Annotated in this window: 15 protein-coding genes and 1 pseudogene; 6 read left to right on the top strand and 10 right to left on the bottom strand. The window is 32.8% G+C overall.

Translation table 11 applies throughout. The annotated features are described in order from the left end of the window. Window positions 1-9: 9 nt before the first annotated feature. The gene (gene hpt / locus ACFSSE_RS01190; protein WP_379040975.1) at window positions 10-552 is read left to right on the top strand and encodes a hypoxanthine phosphoribosyltransferase; all 543 of its coding nucleotides are present in this window, start codon (window positions 10-12) and stop codon (window positions 550-552) included. Here the strand turns inward: hpt and ACFSSE_RS01185 are convergent. The 5 genes from ACFSSE_RS01185 to ACFSSE_RS01165 form a co-directional block, all read right to left on the bottom strand. Further along, on the bottom strand, window positions 549-1,691 hold the full coding sequence (locus tag ACFSSE_RS01185; protein ID WP_379040976.1) for an ATP-binding protein: 1,143 nt from the start codon (window positions 1,689-1,691) through the stop codon (window positions 549-551). The genes hpt and ACFSSE_RS01185 overlap by 4 nt on opposite strands. Window positions 1,692-1,811: 120 nt before the next feature. After that, complete coding sequence (locus tag ACFSSE_RS01180) at window positions 1,812-2,558, bottom strand: hypothetical protein (RefSeq protein WP_379040977.1); 747 nt, start codon at window positions 2,556-2,558, stop codon at window positions 1,812-1,814. Between the two features lie 4 nt (window positions 2,559-2,562). Then, entirely contained in the window at window positions 2,563-3,387 is an 825-nt protein-coding gene (locus tag ACFSSE_RS01175) for a glucosaminidase domain-containing protein (RefSeq protein ID WP_379040979.1), read from the bottom strand. Further along, the gene (locus ACFSSE_RS01170; RefSeq protein WP_379040980.1) at window positions 3,388-4,047 is read right to left on the bottom strand and encodes a glucosaminidase domain and LysM peptidoglycan-binding domain-containing protein; all 660 of its coding nucleotides are present in this window, start codon (window positions 4,045-4,047) and stop codon (window positions 3,388-3,390) included. Between the two features lie 36 nt (window positions 4,048-4,083). Next, on the bottom strand, window positions 4,084-4,719 hold the full coding sequence (locus ACFSSE_RS01165; protein WP_379040981.1) for an O-methyltransferase: 636 nt from the start codon (window positions 4,717-4,719) through the stop codon (window positions 4,084-4,086). Between the two features lie 238 nt (window positions 4,720-4,957). Here ACFSSE_RS01165 and ACFSSE_RS01160 point away from each other — a divergent pair, with 238 nt between their 5' ends. Then, window positions 4,958-6,331 carry a voltage-gated chloride channel family protein gene (locus ACFSSE_RS01160; protein WP_379040982.1) on the top strand — a complete coding sequence of 458 codons (1,374 nt, stop codon included), beginning with the start codon at window positions 4,958-4,960 and terminating at the stop codon, window positions 6,329-6,331. Window positions 6,332-6,429: 98 nt separating this feature from the next. Here ACFSSE_RS01160 and pfkA read toward each other — a convergent pair whose 3' ends face one another. Genes pfkA through ACFSSE_RS01145 form a run of 3 tightly spaced genes read right to left on the bottom strand, consistent with a single transcriptional unit; the run spans window position 6,430 to window position 10,258 of the window. Beyond that, window positions 6,430-7,410 carry a 6-phosphofructokinase gene (gene pfkA / locus ACFSSE_RS01155; RefSeq protein WP_379040984.1) on the bottom strand — a complete coding sequence of 327 codons (981 nt, stop codon included), beginning with the start codon at window positions 7,408-7,410 and terminating at the stop codon, window positions 6,430-6,432. 1 nt (window position 7,411) lies between these two features. Next, complete coding sequence (locus ACFSSE_RS01150; protein WP_379040985.1) at window positions 7,412-9,472, bottom strand: protein-disulfide reductase DsbD family protein; 2,061 nt, start codon at window positions 9,470-9,472, stop codon at window positions 7,412-7,414. Between the two features lie 15 nt (window positions 9,473-9,487). Continuing rightward, on the bottom strand, window positions 9,488-10,258 hold the full coding sequence (locus tag ACFSSE_RS01145) for a biotin--[acetyl-CoA-carboxylase] ligase (protein WP_379040986.1): 771 nt from the start codon (window positions 10,256-10,258) through the stop codon (window positions 9,488-9,490). 44 nt (window positions 10,259-10,302) lie between these two features. Here ACFSSE_RS01145 and rsfS point away from each other — a divergent pair, with 44 nt between their 5' ends. The 3 genes from rsfS to ACFSSE_RS01130 all read left to right on the top strand — a co-directional run bounded on the left by rsfS (window position 10,303) and on the right by ACFSSE_RS01130 (window position 13,454). Continuing rightward, window positions 10,303-10,677, top strand: coding sequence for a ribosome silencing factor (rsfS, locus tag ACFSSE_RS01140; protein WP_379040988.1), 375 nt, complete (start codon window positions 10,303-10,305; stop codon window positions 10,675-10,677). 25 nt (window positions 10,678-10,702) lie between these two features. Beyond that, window positions 10,703-12,736, top strand: coding sequence for an ATP-dependent zinc metalloprotease FtsH (ftsH, locus tag ACFSSE_RS01135; protein ID WP_379040989.1), 2,034 nt, complete (start codon window positions 10,703-10,705; stop codon window positions 12,734-12,736). A gap of 76 nt (window positions 12,737-12,812) precedes the next feature. Then, window positions 12,813-13,454 carry a LutC/YkgG family protein gene (locus ACFSSE_RS01130; RefSeq protein ID WP_379040991.1) on the top strand — a complete coding sequence of 214 codons (642 nt, stop codon included), beginning with the start codon at window positions 12,813-12,815 and terminating at the stop codon, window positions 13,452-13,454. A 74-nt stretch (window positions 13,455-13,528) separates the two neighbouring features. On the opposite strand, the gene ACFSSE_RS01125 is transcribed toward ACFSSE_RS01130, so the two are convergent. Further along, entirely contained in the window at window positions 13,529-15,838 is a 2,310-nt protein-coding gene (locus ACFSSE_RS01125; protein WP_379040992.1) for a PAS domain-containing sensor histidine kinase, read from the bottom strand. Window positions 15,839-16,017: 179 nt separating this feature from the next. Between ACFSSE_RS01125 and ACFSSE_RS01120 the strand changes: the two are divergent. Next, window positions 16,018-16,885: pseudogene (locus ACFSSE_RS01120) on the top strand (IS982 family transposase). A gap of 10 nt (window positions 16,886-16,895) precedes the next feature. On the opposite strand, the gene ACFSSE_RS01115 reads toward ACFSSE_RS01120, so the two are convergent. Further along, window positions 16,896-17,024 (bottom strand): hypothetical protein, encoded by a 129-nt coding sequence (locus ACFSSE_RS01115; protein WP_379040993.1) that lies wholly within the window; start codon window positions 17,022-17,024, stop codon window positions 16,896-16,898. Window positions 17,025-17,520 lie beyond the last annotated feature (496 nt).

Here is a 17,520-nt window from a genome sequence, read left to right as displayed (position 1 = left end):
ACAAATAGCATGAACATTACCATTAACGATAAAGATTTTGAGCCTTTTATAGAACACCATTTAATAGAAAAACGCACTCGTTTAATTGGTATTCAAATTAATTTAGAATATGAAAAGCGTGTCCCAGTTTTTATTGGTGTGCTTAATGGTTCGTTTATGTTTATGGCCGATTTAATGAAAGAAGTTAATGTTTCATGCGAAACTACTTTTGTGAAATTGGCATCTTACCATGGCGGCACAGCTAGCAGCGGCAATATTACCGAAGAGTTAAGCATTGCCATGAATATAAAAAACAGAGATATTATTATTGTGGAAGATATTATAGATACCGGTAGAACTTTAAGCTTTTTGTTAGAAAAAATTAAAGCCTTAGAACCAGCATCTATTAAAATTGCCACCTTATTATTAAAACCCGATGCTTTAACCTTTGATGTTGGAGAAATTGATTACGTAGGTTTTGAAATTGCTAACGATTTTGTGGTAGGTTACGGTTTAGATTATGACGGCCTGGGGCGTAATTTAAAAGATATTTATAGACTTTATGTAGGCTAATTTCCTGTTGTTATAAACTCTAAATAATTATCTTGATGAATGATGCTAAAATTTGCATCTGAATAGTTTTTAGCAAAAAAAGTTGGTATTTTATGTTTACGCTCTTTATACTTAAATTCAAAAGCAGCTATATTTCCATCTATTTTTTCTATCAAATCTATTTCTTGCTGATCGTAAGTTCGCCAAAAAAAATATTCGGCGGTAATTTGGTTCACGCTGTTTAGTTTTATACGTTCGTAAATACAGTAAGCTTCCCACAGCAAACCTACATCTTGTCTTAATGGTAAAAGTTTAAAATCATTAATAATTGCGTTTCTTATTCCATTATCAAAAAAGTACCATTTTGATGATTTTGTAACTTCTTTTCTTAAATTAGAACTAAAGCCACTCAGTTTAAAAATAATTTGCACTTTAGCTAATAAATCTAAATAGCGCTCTACCGTATTTTTACTTAAACCTAGCTGTTTTCCTAACTCGTCTAAAGACACTTCAGAACCCATTTGGTAGGCTATCAGTTTTAGTAAATCAAAAACTTTACTGCTATTTTTAATACTTTCAAATTGAAGAATATCTTTTAGCAGGTAAGAATTAACCAAGTTTTTCAAATATTCGGCCTTTTCTTGTGGAGTATCTAATTGAAGAATCTCTGGGTAAGAGCCAAAAATAAGCCTGTCTTCTAAGTTTTGTATTGTTTCTAAACTATTTTCTAAACTTTTAAGCTCTTGCTGAGCAATTGGGTATAAATAATAAGTATAGCTTCTGCCTGTAAGTGGCTCGCCTGTTTTGTTAGATAAATCAAAAGCTGATGAACCACTTGCAATAATGGTTAAATCCTCAAAACTATCAATCATTAACTTTAATATTTTACCTATGCTTGGTATCACCTGCGCCTCGTCAATAATTAACAAATTACGGTTTGCCAATAACCTTTTATAATTGGCAACACTTCGCCTTTCTAGAAGACTGGCTACTTCTGCATCCTCTGCATTTAGGTGTATAAAATCAGCTGTAGCAAAACTTTTTTCTAATGTTTTAAGTAAATGTGTTTTGCCAACTCGGCGTGTGCCAAAAAGTAAAATAACTTTGTTTTTACCCACCCTTTGTTTAATAACTTGCTGAATTTTACGGTCAATTTTCATATTCAAATATATACAAAAACATTAATTCAGTCAATAGACTGACTAAATTTACGTTAATTCAGTCAATAGACTGACTGTATTTACATTAATTCAGTCAGTTAAAATACAAGATTTAATAATTTATTGAACTGGAATAGCTTTTAACGAGCTTAAATCAAAAGGATTAGGGTTCATTTTAAACATAGCGTAAGATTGTTTAATGTAACTTATTAAACTATATTCATTGGCTTTAATTACAAAAGCATAAGATGGTTTATAGTTGAGCATAAAAACCACAAGCTTCTCGCCTTTTAAACCAGTTATTTTGGTAACTAAGTTTTTGTTAAAAATCTGATCTACCATGTTGTTTTGGTAGTCTCGTTCCATAGTTTCCATTAGCTTTCGGGCATTTTTACCTTCTTTGCTGAAAATACTCCAAAGCGCATCAATATCTAAACCAACGCCCCCATTACTAATATTTAAAATATCTGAATTATCCCCCAATCTTACCGCTTGGTTAAATGCCTTTTTAGCTTCTTCGTATTTGGCCTTTGCCATCAAAACAGAATCTTTAAAAACCACTTCAGGTAAAGGGATAGAGCGTCTTTGTAAATAGATAATAATGGAGTTTTGATTTCTTAACTGAAGCGTATCGGTTTTGTATCCATTTAATGTACTTATCAAAATATCGCCCGGTTGGGCATTTATAAAAAATTCTCCTTTTACATTATTGTAAACCAATTGCTTGGTGCGTAAATTAGTAATGGATACTCGGTTTAATCTATTTTTGGTATCCTTATCAAAAACTAAACCGCCCAAAGGCTCTTGCTGGGCAAAAAGCTTTAAGCTAAAGCAACAAAAAATAAAAAAGTATAAAAAAGGCTTCAAAGTATTATTTCTTAACTCTCAATTCCTGACCAATTTTTATCGTATTATCAGTCATATTGTTTAACGCTTTAAGCTCATCAACAGTTAAACCAAAACGTTTAGAAATATTATAAAGTGTGTCATTCTGTTGTACTATATAATTATCGCCAGTAATTATTGGAGTAGCATCCGTAGGTTTATCCTTCCTTTTTTCGTTAGGAATATTTTTATTAATATCGGTTAAAACCCTATCCTCACGTTTGATTTTCTCGTATTTTCCTTCACCTCTATCAAATTGACTTAAGTTATAACGTTCAATTAAACTTATTAATAAATCTGGATATTTAGGATTGGTAGCGTAACCAGCCTGTTTTAACCCTTTTGCCCAGCCTACATAGTCATTCTTATCCAACTCAAATAAAAAGGCATAACGCTTTCTTTTTAAAAACTCAGAATGGTCTCTAAAACTTTCTTCCGGGTTTTTGTAAACCCTAAAACAATCGTCTTTTTTATCATCGTCTTTATAGTAGCCTTTTCCATTCCAATCGCTGGTGCATTTAATTCCAAAATGGTTATTGGCATATTTGGCTAAATCACTTTTACCAACACCAGATTCAAGTATTGCCTGTGCCATTGTAATACTTGCAGGAATACCATAGCGGTTCATTTCTGTTATAGCAATACCTTTAAATCTTTGAATATAAGAATCAACAGTGTAGTTGGCGTAATTACCAGAAGTTTGCTTGTTTGCAGATTTTTCAATTTGTTTATTTTGTTGATGCAGGCTTTTTTTTGAAGTGCAGGATGCAAAAATAAGCAGCGATAAACAAGCAATAATTAATTTTTTCATCTATATTTTTAATTTCTGACCAATTTGTAAAACTGTAGTTTTTAACCGGTTTTTTAGAATTAATTTTTTGGTAGTGGTGTGGTATTTTTTTGCTATTGTACTTAAAGTATCACCACTTTTTACCTTGTAGGTTTTTTGTACCGCAATTACTTCTACAGGTTCTGTGGGTTCTATGTAGTCATCAGGCCGGTTATCTAATTCTTGCAAATTATACCTATTTATGGTAGCTATAATTTGAGAAGCCCAACTTCTACTTGCTGCATAGCCACCTCTCTGTATTCCTTTTGCCCAGTTTTTATAATCGTACTCGGTATAACTTTCAAATAAAACATTAAACTTTGAACGGCTACGCAAAAACTCAATAAAATAGTCATAAGAATCTTCAATTTTATCAAAATCACGATAAGCAGATTTTATTTGGGTGTTACTGTTTGGCCCTTTAATCCCAAAATGATTATTTAAGTATCTAGCAATTTTACTAGTTCCACTTGCGCTTTCATGTATGGCAACCGCCAAAATAATACTTGCTGGCACATGGTGTTCATTCATTAGTGCAATGGCCTTATCCTTATTGGTATCAATATAATTTTGTGTTACTGATTGCCCAAAAACGCCGTAACTAATAAATACGAAAAGGATGAATATGTTTTTTTTAATCAAATTTTTTTATTTTAAAGAACGTTAACAGTAGTTCAATTATTTCTTTCTTGCAATAAATAACCCATCTCTAATGGGTAAAATCAATTTTTCCACTCTTTGGTCGGCAGCTACCATTTCATTAAATGTATGAATATTAGAAGTATCAGTATCGTTAATGTTTGTTAAAACTTTACCGCTCCACAGCACATTATCGGTAATTATTAGTCCTCCGCTTCTTACTTTATCAAAAATTAAATTGTAATAAGTGCCGTTGTTTTTCTTATCGGCATCAATAAAAACAATGTCAAAAATTTCATCTAACTCGGCAATGCTTTTTTGTGCATCGCCAATTCTGTAATCTATTTGGTGGTTAAAATCTGATGTTTCAAAATAACCCCTAACCCTTTCCTCTAACTCCTCGTTAATATCTAAGGTAATAATTTTACCATCAGCATGTAGGCCTTCTGCAAAACATAAAGTTGCATAACCAGTAAATGTACCTATCTCTAATATGCGTTTTGGAGCCATTATTTTAGACAACATACTAAGCGTACGTCCTTGTAAATGTCCCGATAACATTCTTGGCATTAACACCTCTAACTGCGTTTCTCTATCTATCTTTCTTAATAGTTCTGGCTCGGGGTCACAAAAAGAAAGCAGGTAATTGTTTAAATCTTCGGGTGTAAAACTCATAAAAGCAAAGTTAAAAAAATGAGAGTTAAAATTATTTTAAAGATTTTGGTATTTCGGCAACAAATTTCGCTGCCTAATGTAAATATTTAGAACAACCTATTTTTTTAACATTTCTAAATATGTTTAAATAACAAAATATGCCATCAAATCATCTAATTTATTTTAAAAGGATATATTTGGAGTGAGTTGTAGCTTAATATTATTTTAAAATAAAAAATTATAATTGCCAACCCTAAACATGTTTTTAAAAAACATTAAATCAGAAAGAATTCAAATTCTTACGTATTTATTAAAATGGTTTGCACTAAGTATCCCTGTTGGATTACTGATTGGAAGCATGGTTGCTTTGTTTTTGTGGTTATTAACCACTGCAATATTTTTTAGGTTTTCGCATCCCTATTTACTTTATTTTTTGCCATTGGCTGGTGTTGCTATACATTTTATTTACAAGTTTTTAGGTAAATCATCTGAAAAAGGGAACAACCTAATAATGGACGAAATACACCAACCCGGCGGTGGTGTGCCCCCACAAATGGGTGTGTTAGTATTAATTACAACAGTAATTACTCATTTATTTGGAGGTTCGGCAGGTAGAGAAGGGACTGCAGTGCAAATTGGGGGAAGCATTGCTCAGTTGTTAGCCAAATGGTTTAAACTATCGGCTATTGATGTAAAAACTCTTTTAATGGCTGGCATTGCAGCTGGTTTTGGAGCTGTTTTTGGCACTCCGCTTACCGGAGCAATTTTTGCCATTGAGGTTATTGCCTTAGGGCGATTAAAATACGATGCCATTATTCCATGTTTATTTGCTAGCATTATTGGCGATTTTACCGTAAACGCTTGGGGAATTCCACATACCCATTATCACATAGATTTTGTTGAAACTAAAGATTTCTTTTTAGCCGCTTATCTGCATTGGGATATATTGCTGATTTTCAAAATCATTATTGCTTCAGTAGCATTTGGTTTGGTGAGTTATGTTTTCGCTACGTTAGTATATCGCATTAAAAACATATTTATTAGCTTATTCAAAATAAAATGGTTAATTCCATTTTTTGGAGGTATTGCTATTATTTTGTTAACTTTTTCGGTAGGAAAACCAGATTATTTAAGTTTGGGAGTAAATGCTGAATATGATGGTGCAATAACCATTACATCGGCATTTAAAGCTGGCGGTGCCGATACTTTTAGCTGGCTTTGGAAAACCATTTTTACCACGGTTACATTGGGTACTGGTTTTAAAGGTGGCGAGGTAACTCCTTTATTTTACATTGGTGCTACTTTAGGTAATACTTTAGCAACTTTTATGGATGCCCCCATTAGTTTATTTGCGGCTTTGGGCTTTATTGCTGTTTTTGCAGGCGCAACAAATACACCTTTAGCTTGTACTTTTATGGGTGTAGAACTTTTTGGCGGACAATATGTACTATTTTTTGCGATTGCTTGTTTTACAGCTTACTTTTTTAGCGGACATTCTGGGATTTACAGTTCGCAAAGAATTGGTGTACCCAAATTAAAAAATGCTGGCTTTAATGAAGATGAAACCTTGAGGGATATTCAAGATAGGAATGAAAGCTTTTTGAAGAAAAAGTTTGGGAAGTATGGGATTTAAAAATCCTTTGCAAAGCAAAAAAAGATTTTTCCAAAAAACAATCTCACAAAAAAACCTCGATAACAATACCGAGGTTTCTAAATTCAATCAAAAACTATCTACAAAGACAAAATATCCACTATCTTCAACAAATCTTTATTAATTTCTGCATGGTGTTTTATTGCTTGGTCAAAACTTGTAAATGCAACTTTACCATGTATTAAACCAACCATTTCATTTCTTCTACCTTCCATTAAACTTTCAACAGCTGCAACACCTAATCTACTGGCTAAAACTCTATCCATACAAGTTGGCGAACCACCACGTTGTATATGCCCTAAAACAGAAACCTTAGTGTCTAATTGCGGAAATTTTAATTTAATTTTATCTGCAATTTCAAAAGCACCCCCGCTATCACCTTCACCTTCGGCAACAATTAATATTTTGGATGATTTATCTTTTCTTCCAATTTCTAATCGGTGCATTAAAGCGTTTAAATCAGTTTTAGTTTCTGGTAAAAATATAGATTCGGCACCTACGCCAATTCCACTTCTTAAGGCTATTAAACCACAATCACGTCCCATTACCTCAACAATAAATAAACGATCATGAGATTCTGCGGTATCTCTAATTTTATCAATAGCACCAACCACTGTGTTTATAGAAGTATCGTAACCAATTGTAAAATCTGTACCATACAAATCGTTGTCAATAGTACCTGGCAAACCCAAAATTGGAAAATCAAATTCTTCTGCAAATACCTTAGCGCCTGTAAAAGTACCATCACCACCAATAGCAATTAAACCATCAATTTTAGCTTCTCTTAACTGGTGGTAAGCAATTGCTCTACCTTCTGGCGTCATAAAAGCTTTGCTTCTTGCAGTTTTTAAAATTGTACCTCCACGTTGAATAATATTAGCTACTGATTTTCTATTCATGCGCTCAAACTCGCCATTAATCATCCCTTCGTAACCACGGGTAATACCTACTACCTCTAAATCATAATATAAAGCAGATCTTACCACTGCTCTTATTGCGGCATTCATTCCTGGTGAATCTCCACCAGATGTAAAAACTCCTATTCTTTTTATCTCTTTCATTTTATTTAATTTGATAAGCAGCAAGACCACTATCTAAAAAATCAATATAATTTTTAATGTCTAAATTGTACGCTTGTGGCGCAACCAACACTTTTTTATCGCTATTTAAAAGCACATAATATGGTTGCGAATTTGTTTTAAATGTCGCTGCTTGTAAATCGCTCCATTTATTACCAATTGTTTTAATTTTTTTACCAGAATAACTAGAAACGTATTGCTCGTTTACCGGCAATTCTGTTTTATCATCAACGTATAAAGAAATTAAAACATATTCATTTTGTAGTCTCTTTAAAACCTCTTTATCGCTCCAAACAGCAGCTTCCATTTTACGGCAATTTACACAACTATGCCCTGTAAAATCTAACAAAATTGGTTTATTTTTTTGTTTTGCATAAGCTAAACCTTGTTCGTAATCAAAAAAAGCATTCAAATTATGAGGCGCTTTAAATAAGCCACCATACTTTTTTTGAACTGTATCTTGCGCTACAACTGGCGAAGATAAGGTATTCGTATATAAATCAAAATCTTGAGTAGTTTGTGGCGGTAGCCAAGCGCTTATCCCTTTTAATGGTGCGCCCCATAAACCCGGAATCATGTAAATTGTAAATGAAAGGGTAATAATTGCTAAAAACAATCTGGGAGTTGTAACAAAAGGCACATCGCTATCATGCGAAAATTTAATTTTTCCTAATAAATAGAAACCCAACATTCCAAAAATCACTATCCATAAAACCAAAAATAATTCGCGATCAAACAGTTCCCAATGGTAGGCTAAATCTACGTTTGATAAAAACTTTAATGCTAAAGCCAACTCAATAAAGCCTAAAGTAACTTTTACACTATTTAACCAACCTCCAGATTTTGGTAATGATTTTAACAAACTTGGGAAAGCGGCAAACAATGTAAATGGAATAGCTAAAGCCAAAGAAAAACCGAACATTCCAACAGCCGGCCCCATATACTCGCCCATAGAGGCGGCCTGAACTAATAGCGTTCCTATAATTGGCCCAGTACAAGAGAACGAAACTAAAGCCAATGCAAAAGCCATAAAAAACAAGCCTACAACACCGCCTTTGTCAGATTTTTCGTCCATTTTGTTAGCCCAAGAGTTTGGCAAATTAATTTCAAAAGCACCAAAAAATGAGATAGCAAAAACTACTAACAATACAAAAAACAGAAAGTTAAAAACTCCGTTACTTGCCAATTCGTTTAGCGCATCAGATCCAAATATTAAAGTAATAGCCAACCCAAGCAATACATAAATAACAATGATAAAGAAACCATATAAACTGGCTTTTCTTATTGCTACAGCTTTACTACTCGCCTTTTTTGTAAAAAAACTAACCGTTAAAGGCAACATAGGAAATATGCATGGCATTATTAAAGCCAATAAACCACCAATAAAACCAGCGATAAAAATTGCCCATAAAGATTGATTTTCTTCTGTTGGTGCTAAATGTTTTACTTCGGTTTTACTTGCATCAAAACTTAATGCTGGCGCTTCTTCTTTTAAAACACTATCAGTTTTTGTAGCTGTATCTGTAGTTGAATTTAAAGGTTGAACCAAATTTTCTTGTGTAACAGGAATTTCTTCTGAAGTATTAGTTGCAACGGCTTTAATAGGAATAGAAAACGCTAATTCTTCTGGCGGTAGGCATTGTTTATCATCACAAACCATAAATTCTAAAGTGCCTTTTACAACAACATTAGGTTTATTAAGCTTAATTTTTTGCTTAAAAACAACACTTTTTTCATGCCAAGCAATTTGCATTGAAAAATTATTGTCAAACGCAGATATCGCTTTTGGACTTTCAGTTGTTTTACCAACTAAACTATAATCCTTACTTTTTGCAAAAGTAAACGAAGTTGGTACCGGACCGCCTTCTTCAATAAATTGTGAATAAAGATGCCATTTAGCATCAATTTTTGCAGTGATAACCACATTCGCCTCTGTTTGGTTTATAGTTTCAGCAATAAAAGTCCATTTAACTGGTTTTAAAATCTGGGCAAAGCCGCAAAAGTCGATTATGATTAATGCCGTTATGGCAATCAATTTTTTCATTTAATATTTTATTAATTAATCAAAAATAAATTTCACTTCCTTTAAATCAAATTCAGCAATTTGTTGATTGATATCTAATTGCAATTTTCCGATTGGGCTAATTCCTTTTATGGTAGCTTTTTCTATAACGCCAGCAATTTCAAAGTTATGCGCTACATTATACCTGTAAAGTTTTTGAATATAATCATTATCAATTACAGCAACTTTATTAGCTTTCAATTGTAAATATCTGCTTTCAATATATTTGCAAAGTTGGCTTAATAATAAAGTTAGGTCGTAATCCTTTTGTAAGATTTTTGATATAGAAGTTACATTATTTAGGTTCTTATCAAAAACTATTTGATTTACGTTTAAACCTATGCCAATAATACTTGCTTTAATATTACTTCCTGACGTAATGTTTTCTATTAAAACACCTCCCAATTTTTGGTTCTCGTAATAAATATCATTAGGCCATTTAATTTTGCAACCTTCACCAATAATTATTGTTAAACAATCGTTAATACCTAAAGAAATAGCTTTGTTTAGGTTAAATTGATGATTAAGCCTTAAAAAATTAGGTTTTAAGTAAATGCTAAAAGTTAAGTTTTTACCATATTCTGTTTGCCATTCATTATTTGATTGTCCTCTGCCAGCGTATTGGTGGTCTGCCATTATAACAGTACCATCAGGTAATGGCTTAGAATTTGAAAGCAGATTCTTCAAATAACTATTGGTAGAATCTACTTCAGATAATTTTATCAAACTTTGTCCAACAAATAGTGTTATAAATATGTTATTTTGCAATGTTTAAAAAATTAAATTTTACAGCCCAAAACTAAATCTTTTTGATGGTAAAAAATAAAGTTGCTGTTCAAACTATAAGTATTTCAGATGCTGTAGTTTACGGAATACAAGAAAAAAAGGGAAATGATATTGTAAGGTTAGATCTAAGAAATATCCACAGTTCAGTTGCAGATTATTTTATTGTTTGCCATGCCGAGTCTGGTACGCAAGTAAAAGCTATTGCTAATAGTGTTGAAGACGAGGTTTATAAAGCTTTAAAAGAAGACCCAATTAGGAAAGAAGGTTTACAAACTGCTGACTGGATTATACTTGATTATGGCGATGTTGTGGTACATATTTTCAAAACAGATAAAAGAGAGTTTTACGGGATTGAAGATTTGTGGGGAGATGCAGAGTTTAAATATTATCAAAGCGCTTAATTAGAGCGCTTTTTGAAAAAAAGAGATGAAAGAAAATTTAGATAAAAAGAAACCATTAAAAAAAGTACCCATAAAAGGGATGATGCCTAAACCACCAAAATTCAATATTATGTGGGTTTATGGCGTAATTATATTAGCCATTTTAGGTGTTCAATTTTTTATGAGCAGCAATAATGCTCGTTTAATAACTTATCAAAAGTTTGAAAACGAGATGTTAAAACCTGGCGATGTAGATAAAATTGTTGCTTACAAACAAGAAGAATTGGTTGTTGCAGAAATTTACATTAAAAAAGAGAAGTTAAAAGAAGCAAAGTATAAAGATTTAAAAGAGAAAAATAATTTCTCTATATCTGGTACAACGCCACAGTATTATTTTACTGATGGATCTTTTGAATCTTTACAATCAAGGTTAAACAAATCGCAAGAAGAAGTTCCTAATGAAAGCAGAGTATCGCTGAGTTACGAGTCTAGAACAAGTCCTTTCTCTTCATTATTTTGGTCATTTATTGTTCCGATAGTGATTTTTGCTTTGGTTTGGATATTTATTATGCGCCGAATGGGTGGTGGTGCAGGCGGTGGCGGTGGTGGCCAATTGTTTAACATTGGTAAATCTAAAGCTACTTTATTTGATAAAGCATCACAAGTAAACTTAACATTTAATGATGTTGCTGGTTTAACTGAAGCTAAACAGGAGGTAATGGAAATTGTAGATTTTCTTAAAAACCCCGAAAAATACACAAATTTAGGAGGTAAAATTCCTAAAGGAGCATTATTAGTGGGTTCGCCAGGAACAGGTAAAACACTTTTAGCTAAAGCTGTAGCTGGAGAAGCACAAGTACCTTTTTTCTCTCTATCTGGGTCAGATTTTGTGGAGATGTTTGTTGGTGTTGGTGCTTCAAGGGTTAGAGATTTATTTAAACAAGCTAAAGAAAAAGCTCCTTGTATCATCTTTATTGATGAAATTGATGCCATTGGTAGGGCCAGAGGTAAAAATAGCATGATGGGCGGAAATGATGAGCGAGAAAACACATTAAACCAACTTTTAGTAGAAATGGATGGTTTTGGTACCGATTCTGGTATCATCATTATGGCTGCAACAAACAGAGCCGATGTTTTAGACAATGCTTTATTAAGACCAGGACGTTTTGACAGACAAATTTATGTTGATATGCCTGATATTAACGAGCGTAACGAAATATTTAAAGTTCATTTAAAACCTATTAAATTAGAAGAAGGAATTGATATTAACTTCTTAGCTAAACAAACTCCAGGTTTTTCTGGTGCCGATATTGCCAATCTTTGTAATGAAGCCGCTTTAATAGCTGCAAGAAAAGGAAACGAATCTGTTACCAAACAAGATTTCTTAGATGCAGTAGATCGTATAATTGGTGGTTTAGAAAAGAAAAATAAAATTATCACGAAAGAAGAAAAAAGAGCTATTGCTTTTCACGAAGCAGGACATGCTACTATTTCTTGGTTATTAAAACATGCACATCCACTTATTAAAGTAACTATTGTACCACGTGGGCAATCTTTAGGTGCTGCATGGTATTTACCTGAAGAGAGAAGCATAACCACAACAGAGCAAATTTTAGATGAAATGTGTTCGGCTTTAGGCGGTAGAGCTGCCGAAAAATTAATTCTTGGTAGAATTAGTACTGGTGCATTAAGTGATTTAGAAAAAGTTACTAAACAAGCTTATGCAATGGTTTCTATTTATGGTTTAAATGATAAGATTGGTAACATGTCTTATTATGATTCTAGAGGTCAAGAATCTTTTACTAAACCCTACTCAGAAGTTACTGCAAGAATAATTGATGAAGAAGTTAGTAAATTAATTGAGAGTCAATATGCTAGGGCTTTATCTGTTTTAGAAGAAAATAAAGAAAACTTAACGCTTTTAGCAGAAAAGTTGCTTTCTACAGAAGTTATATTTAAAGAAGATTTAGAAGCAATTTTTGGTAAACGTCCGTTTGATGAAAACACAACAGAATTACTTGCCCAAGAAGTAGCAAGTAGTGTTTCAAATACAACAACTCAGGAAATTTCTAATAATTAATATTATAAATCCCCTCAATCGAGGGGATTTTTTTTGCCCTTTCCGCAATAAAAAACAATTTCTACATTTGTAATTAATGAAGGATAGCACCACTCCCAAAGAACAACTTCTAAAAAAAATAAGGAAAGCATTATTAGAAAAACGCGATAATCCTTATCCAAATTTAGAAGAAATGCCCTTATACCCACCAACAGATGAAATGCTGGAGGTAATGTTTGCCGAAGAATTAACCAAAGTAAGTGGCACTTTTGTTTATTGTGAAAATGATATTCAGTTTATAGAAAATATACTTTTATTGGCCGAAGAAAAAAAATGGCGTAAAATATACTGCTGGGAGCCAGCACTTCAAGAATTGCTAAACACCTACGAATATCCGTTTTACGCTACCGATAAAGATTTTGAATTTGCAGAAGTTGGCCTAACACTCTGCGAAGCTTTAATAGCAAGAAATGGTTCTGTATTATTAAGCAACGGAAATGAAGCAGGACGTAGATTAAGTATTTACCCACATCAACACGTGGTTGTTGCTTATGCCTCTCAGTTAGTTTTAGATTTAAAAGATGCTTTTAAATTAATGAAGCAAAAATACGGAAACACTTTACCTACCATGCTATCTGTAACCACAGGCCCTAGCAGAACAGCAGATATTGAGAAAACATTAGTTTTAGGCGCCCATGGCCCTAAAGAGCTTTTTGTTTTTTTATTAGATGATTTGTAGTTTTTACTATTAATTCTTTTTATCTCATTTAATTAAAAAAATTGATGGTTAATTTACAGCAGAATAATTTTTAGCTAGCTTAAATAGGGTAAACTAAAATAAAAAGTTGAGCCTTTTCCCATTTCACTCTTTACCCCTATTTTTCCTTTATGCTTTTTTATAATTTCTGCTGCAATATATAATCCTATCCCAAATCCCGGAAAAGTTTTTTCATTTTTTCCCTCCACTCTATAAAATCTTTCAAAAATTTTAATTTGATTTTCGGGGGCTATACCAATACCGGCATCAATAACTTCAACGTAAACTTCGTGTTCTTTTCTTGATAAACATATTTGAACATCTAAAGAATTTGGTGAGTATTTTACAGCATTTGTTAAAAAATTTATAATTACTTGTCTAATGTTTTCCTCGTCAGCTATTACTTCAAAATCCTCATTAGCACTAAAGTTAATCTTGTTTTTGGAATTAATCTGTTGAATTTCAGCTACCGCTTCCTTTACCAAGTTATTAATATTGAATTGCTTTTTGCGAAGTTGTAGGCTTCCTGTTTTAATTTTAGAAACATCTAATAAATCGGTAACTAAAGTTGTTAAGCTCTCAATTTGTTTGTGCACAACTTTTAAGGCATTTTTCAAAAAAGGGTCTTCTGAATTTCTGTATTTCATTTCCAAAAGTTGTACATAACCTTTTATAGATGTTATTGGGGTTTTCAACTCGTGGCTAGCCATGCTAATAAAGTAATCTTTCTGCTCGTCTAGTTCTTTTATTTCATGTATATCGGTACTGGTACCAACCCACATAGTAATATTTCCATCTATATCTTTTAATGCTTTGGCTCTACTTAATTGCCATCTATAAGTTTCGTCTTTACGTTTAAACCGATGTTCAAAAACATAATCGTTGCCAGTTTTGATTGCATTTTGCCAAACACGTATATTTTCTTCGCGATCATCTGGGTGTACGATAATAATCCATTTATCGTCTTCAATTATACTGCTATCTAAACCAGAGTATTCATATACAGATTTATTAAAATAATTTAAATGCCCATCCGCGTTACCTGTCCATACAAATTGCGGCATTTCATCGGCCAAAAGCCTAAATTTTTGTTCTCTATCTTTTAACTCTTGCTCATTTTTTTTCTGTAGGGTAATATCTTTAATGGTTCCAATCATTTTGTCGGGCTTTCCTTCTTGATTATAAAAAAGCTTACCGTTAACAGAAATCCAATGTATAGATCCATCTCTCCAAATTATTCTACTTTCATAAGTCAATTTTCCGGTCACATTAACATCAGCATTAGCTGTTTCTCTAACTTTTTCATCGTCGGGGTGTAAATGTTTTAAAATAATTTCCCTTGTTAAATCTTCTGCCTTATCATACCCAAAAATATTTGCGTATTTATTAGAAAAAATACCGGTATTATTTTTAACATTAAATTCCCATACAGCTAAATCACTTGCTTCAATAACAATGTTAAGTTTTTCTTCACTTTCTTGAATTTTCTTCCTTGCAATAACAGAATGGGTAACATCTGTTGCAATAGCAACAATACTTGTAACTCTAGATGACTGATCTTTAATGGGTTCGTAAACAAAATTTAAATAAAACTCTTCTAACTTTCCATTTCTGGGTAAAACAACCAATCTTTCGTTAGCTTCAAATTTATTCCCAGTTGTACAAACATCATGTAGTATTTCTTCAAGTCCTTGGCCTTTAACTTCCGGCAAACCTTCAAATACGGGTTTGTTTAAAACTTCTTCAATGGTTTTACCCCATATTTCTAGCATTAAATCATTGGCAATTTCCACTACTAAACTCTCTCCGTTTAAAACACACATAGCCACTGGTGCTTGAGTTATATTTTCGTGAAATCTTTTGTTTATTCTTTCAAGCTCAGTTTTTGCAGTAACCTCTTTGGTGGTTTCTACACATGTGGTAAAAATACCAGCAATTTTTCCGTCTTCATTAATTATCGGACTGTAACTGAAAGTCCAATAAATATCTTCAATTTTTCCATTTCTATAGAAAGGGATTAACTGATTTTCACTCCAAGTAGCTTCACCCGTGATAAGAACACTATCCATCATGGGTTTTACCATGTCCCAAATCTCTGGCCAAGCATCTTCGCCTTTTTGTCCTAAAATATGTGGGTGTTTGCCATCAATTCCTAAACTTGGTCTATAAGCATCGTTGTAAAAGCATATTAAATCATCTCCCCAAAATAAAAATTTCGGGAATTTTGAGTTTAAAATAATACTAAGTGTTGTTTTTAAACTTTGTGGCCAATTTCTTGGATTCCCTAAACTAGTGTTCTCCCAATCTTTCTCACGGATGAGTTGTCCCATTTCGCCACCAGAGGCAATAAAATTTAGTCTATTCATAAGATAAAAATGAAGAAAGAGGATATTACTCAAACTTCCGCATAGATAGGCAATTTAATGATAACCTGAGTTCGATTAATATATCAAAATAAATTAGTTAATCATAATAAAAATAATTACAATTAAGTATTTTCCAATCAAATACTTAACTGTAATTATTTATGATTGACTAATTCAAAATTAGCGATATTTTTTGTCTTTTGGATGAATTTGTAAAGATTTGATAACAATACACATTCCTTTCTACTGGGAAAAGCGCCTAAGCGACCACCAGTAATGTCCAAGAGTGAGGTTATATGCATATGCCTGCTCTTTCATCAGTGGTTTCAGGTGCTTTAAGCACTTTTATCTGTTTTATGTTCATCGACACATGCAGTCCGAATTTCCAAAAACGGTTTCTTATAATCGCTTTGTTGAGCCAAAGCATAGTTATGCCGATGACCATATTTTTGAAGACCTGCAGTTTAGGTATTTGTACCGGTATTTCATTTGTAGATTCAACCCCAGTTAGGGTGTGTAACAATAAGCGAATAAAACGGAATAAGGTGTTTAAGGGCATTGCAGAGGTGGGTAAATCTACAATGGGCTGGTTTTATGGATTTAAGCTCCACATTGTAATTAATGACAAGGGAGAAATATTGAATTTTGCCATCACACAGGCAAATGTTAATGACAGAGATCCGCTCAAAAATGAAAACTTCCTGAAATCAGTATTTGGAAAACTATTCGCAGATAAGGGATATATTTCTGAGAAACTAGCCAATATATTGTTTGTCAATGATATACACCTGATTACGAGCATTCGTAACAATATGAAAAACAGCTTGATGACTATGAATGATAAGATTACTCTTAGAAAAAGATCGGTAATAGAAACGGTAAACGATGAACTAAAAAACATTTGTCAAATTGAGCATTCAAGACATAGGTCTTTTGCAAATTTTATATCCAACATGATTGCCGCATTAATTACCTATTCTTTTTTTTCCTAAAAAACCTTCGATTAAATATCAAACAGCTAATTCTAATCAAATCTTCGCTTTTTAATTAATCGAACTCAGGTTAGTAGTATTTCTGTATGCGATGCTCTATTCCAAAATATTCCTCCAATAGGGCTATTAACCGTAGCTTGAATCCGGGTTTCAGCCTCCGCATGACCAGCAAGTCCTAAAACAACCTGTTCCATAGTCAGTCAAATCCTGTATGGATGATGAGTTTGAAGATCACATCATGGAAAAAAAAATAATAGATACCGACAAACTCAATCTGATTGATGTTGATAATCTGACCTGATTGCGAGTCTCCAAACAGGAACAGCTGCTTGCTAAAGGTCTGGATGAAATCGTTGGCAGGTGAAATGAGATTGTTCAGCTCCTGAACTGAGCGGACCATACCAATATGCCTTATGATGACCCTTTTGCGGTTTTCGATCTTGTAAACCTGGACAGAGGTGGAGCTTTCTGAATAATGATCTCCTTCATTTGTACACTTTTTTCCAATAGGTTAGCAAAATACAAAAATCAAAAGCACAATCAGTACGTTATCAAATACTTATGTTTTTTTGATTATCCTGACGGACAAGTAAGTAGTTATTATAAGTCCTCACAAGAAAATTTAGAGTCCCATTAAAGAGAATAGAAAAAAATTTTTAAACCTTCTAATTCATTTCATATCTGTCCGAA

The organism is Pedobacter alpinus (assembly GCF_042684645.1).
Classification (GTDB): domain Bacteria; phylum Bacteroidota; class Bacteroidia; order Sphingobacteriales; family Sphingobacteriaceae; genus Pseudopedobacter; species Pseudopedobacter alpinus.
Note: the sequence above shows the minus strand (reverse complement) of the source record. Positions and strands in the feature narration are given on the sequence as shown.

Bases quoted from the DNA above. Each gene is read 5' to 3' on its own strand.
- hpt (WP_379040975.1), top strand. From the start codon at position 10: ATGAACATTACCATTAACGATAAAGATTTTGAGCCTTTTATAGAACAC.
- ACFSSE_RS01185 (WP_379040976.1), bottom strand. From the start codon at position 1,691: ATGAAAATTGACCGTAAAATTCAGCAAGTTATTAAACAAAGGGTGGGT.
- ACFSSE_RS01175 (WP_379040979.1), bottom strand. From the start codon at position 3,387: ATGAAAAAATTAATTATTGCTTGTTTATCGCTGCTTATTTTTGCATCC.
- ACFSSE_RS01165 (WP_379040981.1), bottom strand. From the start codon at position 4,719: ATGAGTTTTACACCCGAAGATTTAAACAATTACCTGCTTTCTTTTTGT.
- ACFSSE_RS01160 (WP_379040982.1), top strand. From the start codon at position 4,958: ATGTTTTTAAAAAACATTAAATCAGAAAGAATTCAAATTCTTACGTAT.
- pfkA (WP_379040984.1), bottom strand. From the start codon at position 7,410: ATGAAAGAGATAAAAAGAATAGGAGTTTTTACATCTGGTGGAGATTCA.
- ACFSSE_RS01150 (WP_379040985.1), bottom strand. From the start codon at position 9,472: ATGAAAAAATTGATTGCCATAACGGCATTAATCATAATCGACTTTTGC.
- rsfS (WP_379040988.1), top strand. From the start codon at position 10,303: ATGGTAAAAAATAAAGTTGCTGTTCAAACTATAAGTATTTCAGATGCT.
- ftsH (WP_379040989.1), top strand. From the start codon at position 10,703: ATGAAAGAAAATTTAGATAAAAAGAAACCATTAAAAAAAGTACCCATA.
- ACFSSE_RS01130 (WP_379040991.1), top strand. From the start codon at position 12,813: ATGAAGGATAGCACCACTCCCAAAGAACAACTTCTAAAAAAAATAAGG.
- ACFSSE_RS01125 (WP_379040992.1), bottom strand. From the start codon at position 15,838: ATGAATAGACTAAATTTTATTGCCTCTGGTGGCGAAATGGGACAACTC.
- ACFSSE_RS01115 (WP_379040993.1), bottom strand. From the start codon at position 17,024: ATGGAACAGGTTGTTTTAGGACTTGCTGGTCATGCGGAGGCTGAAACC.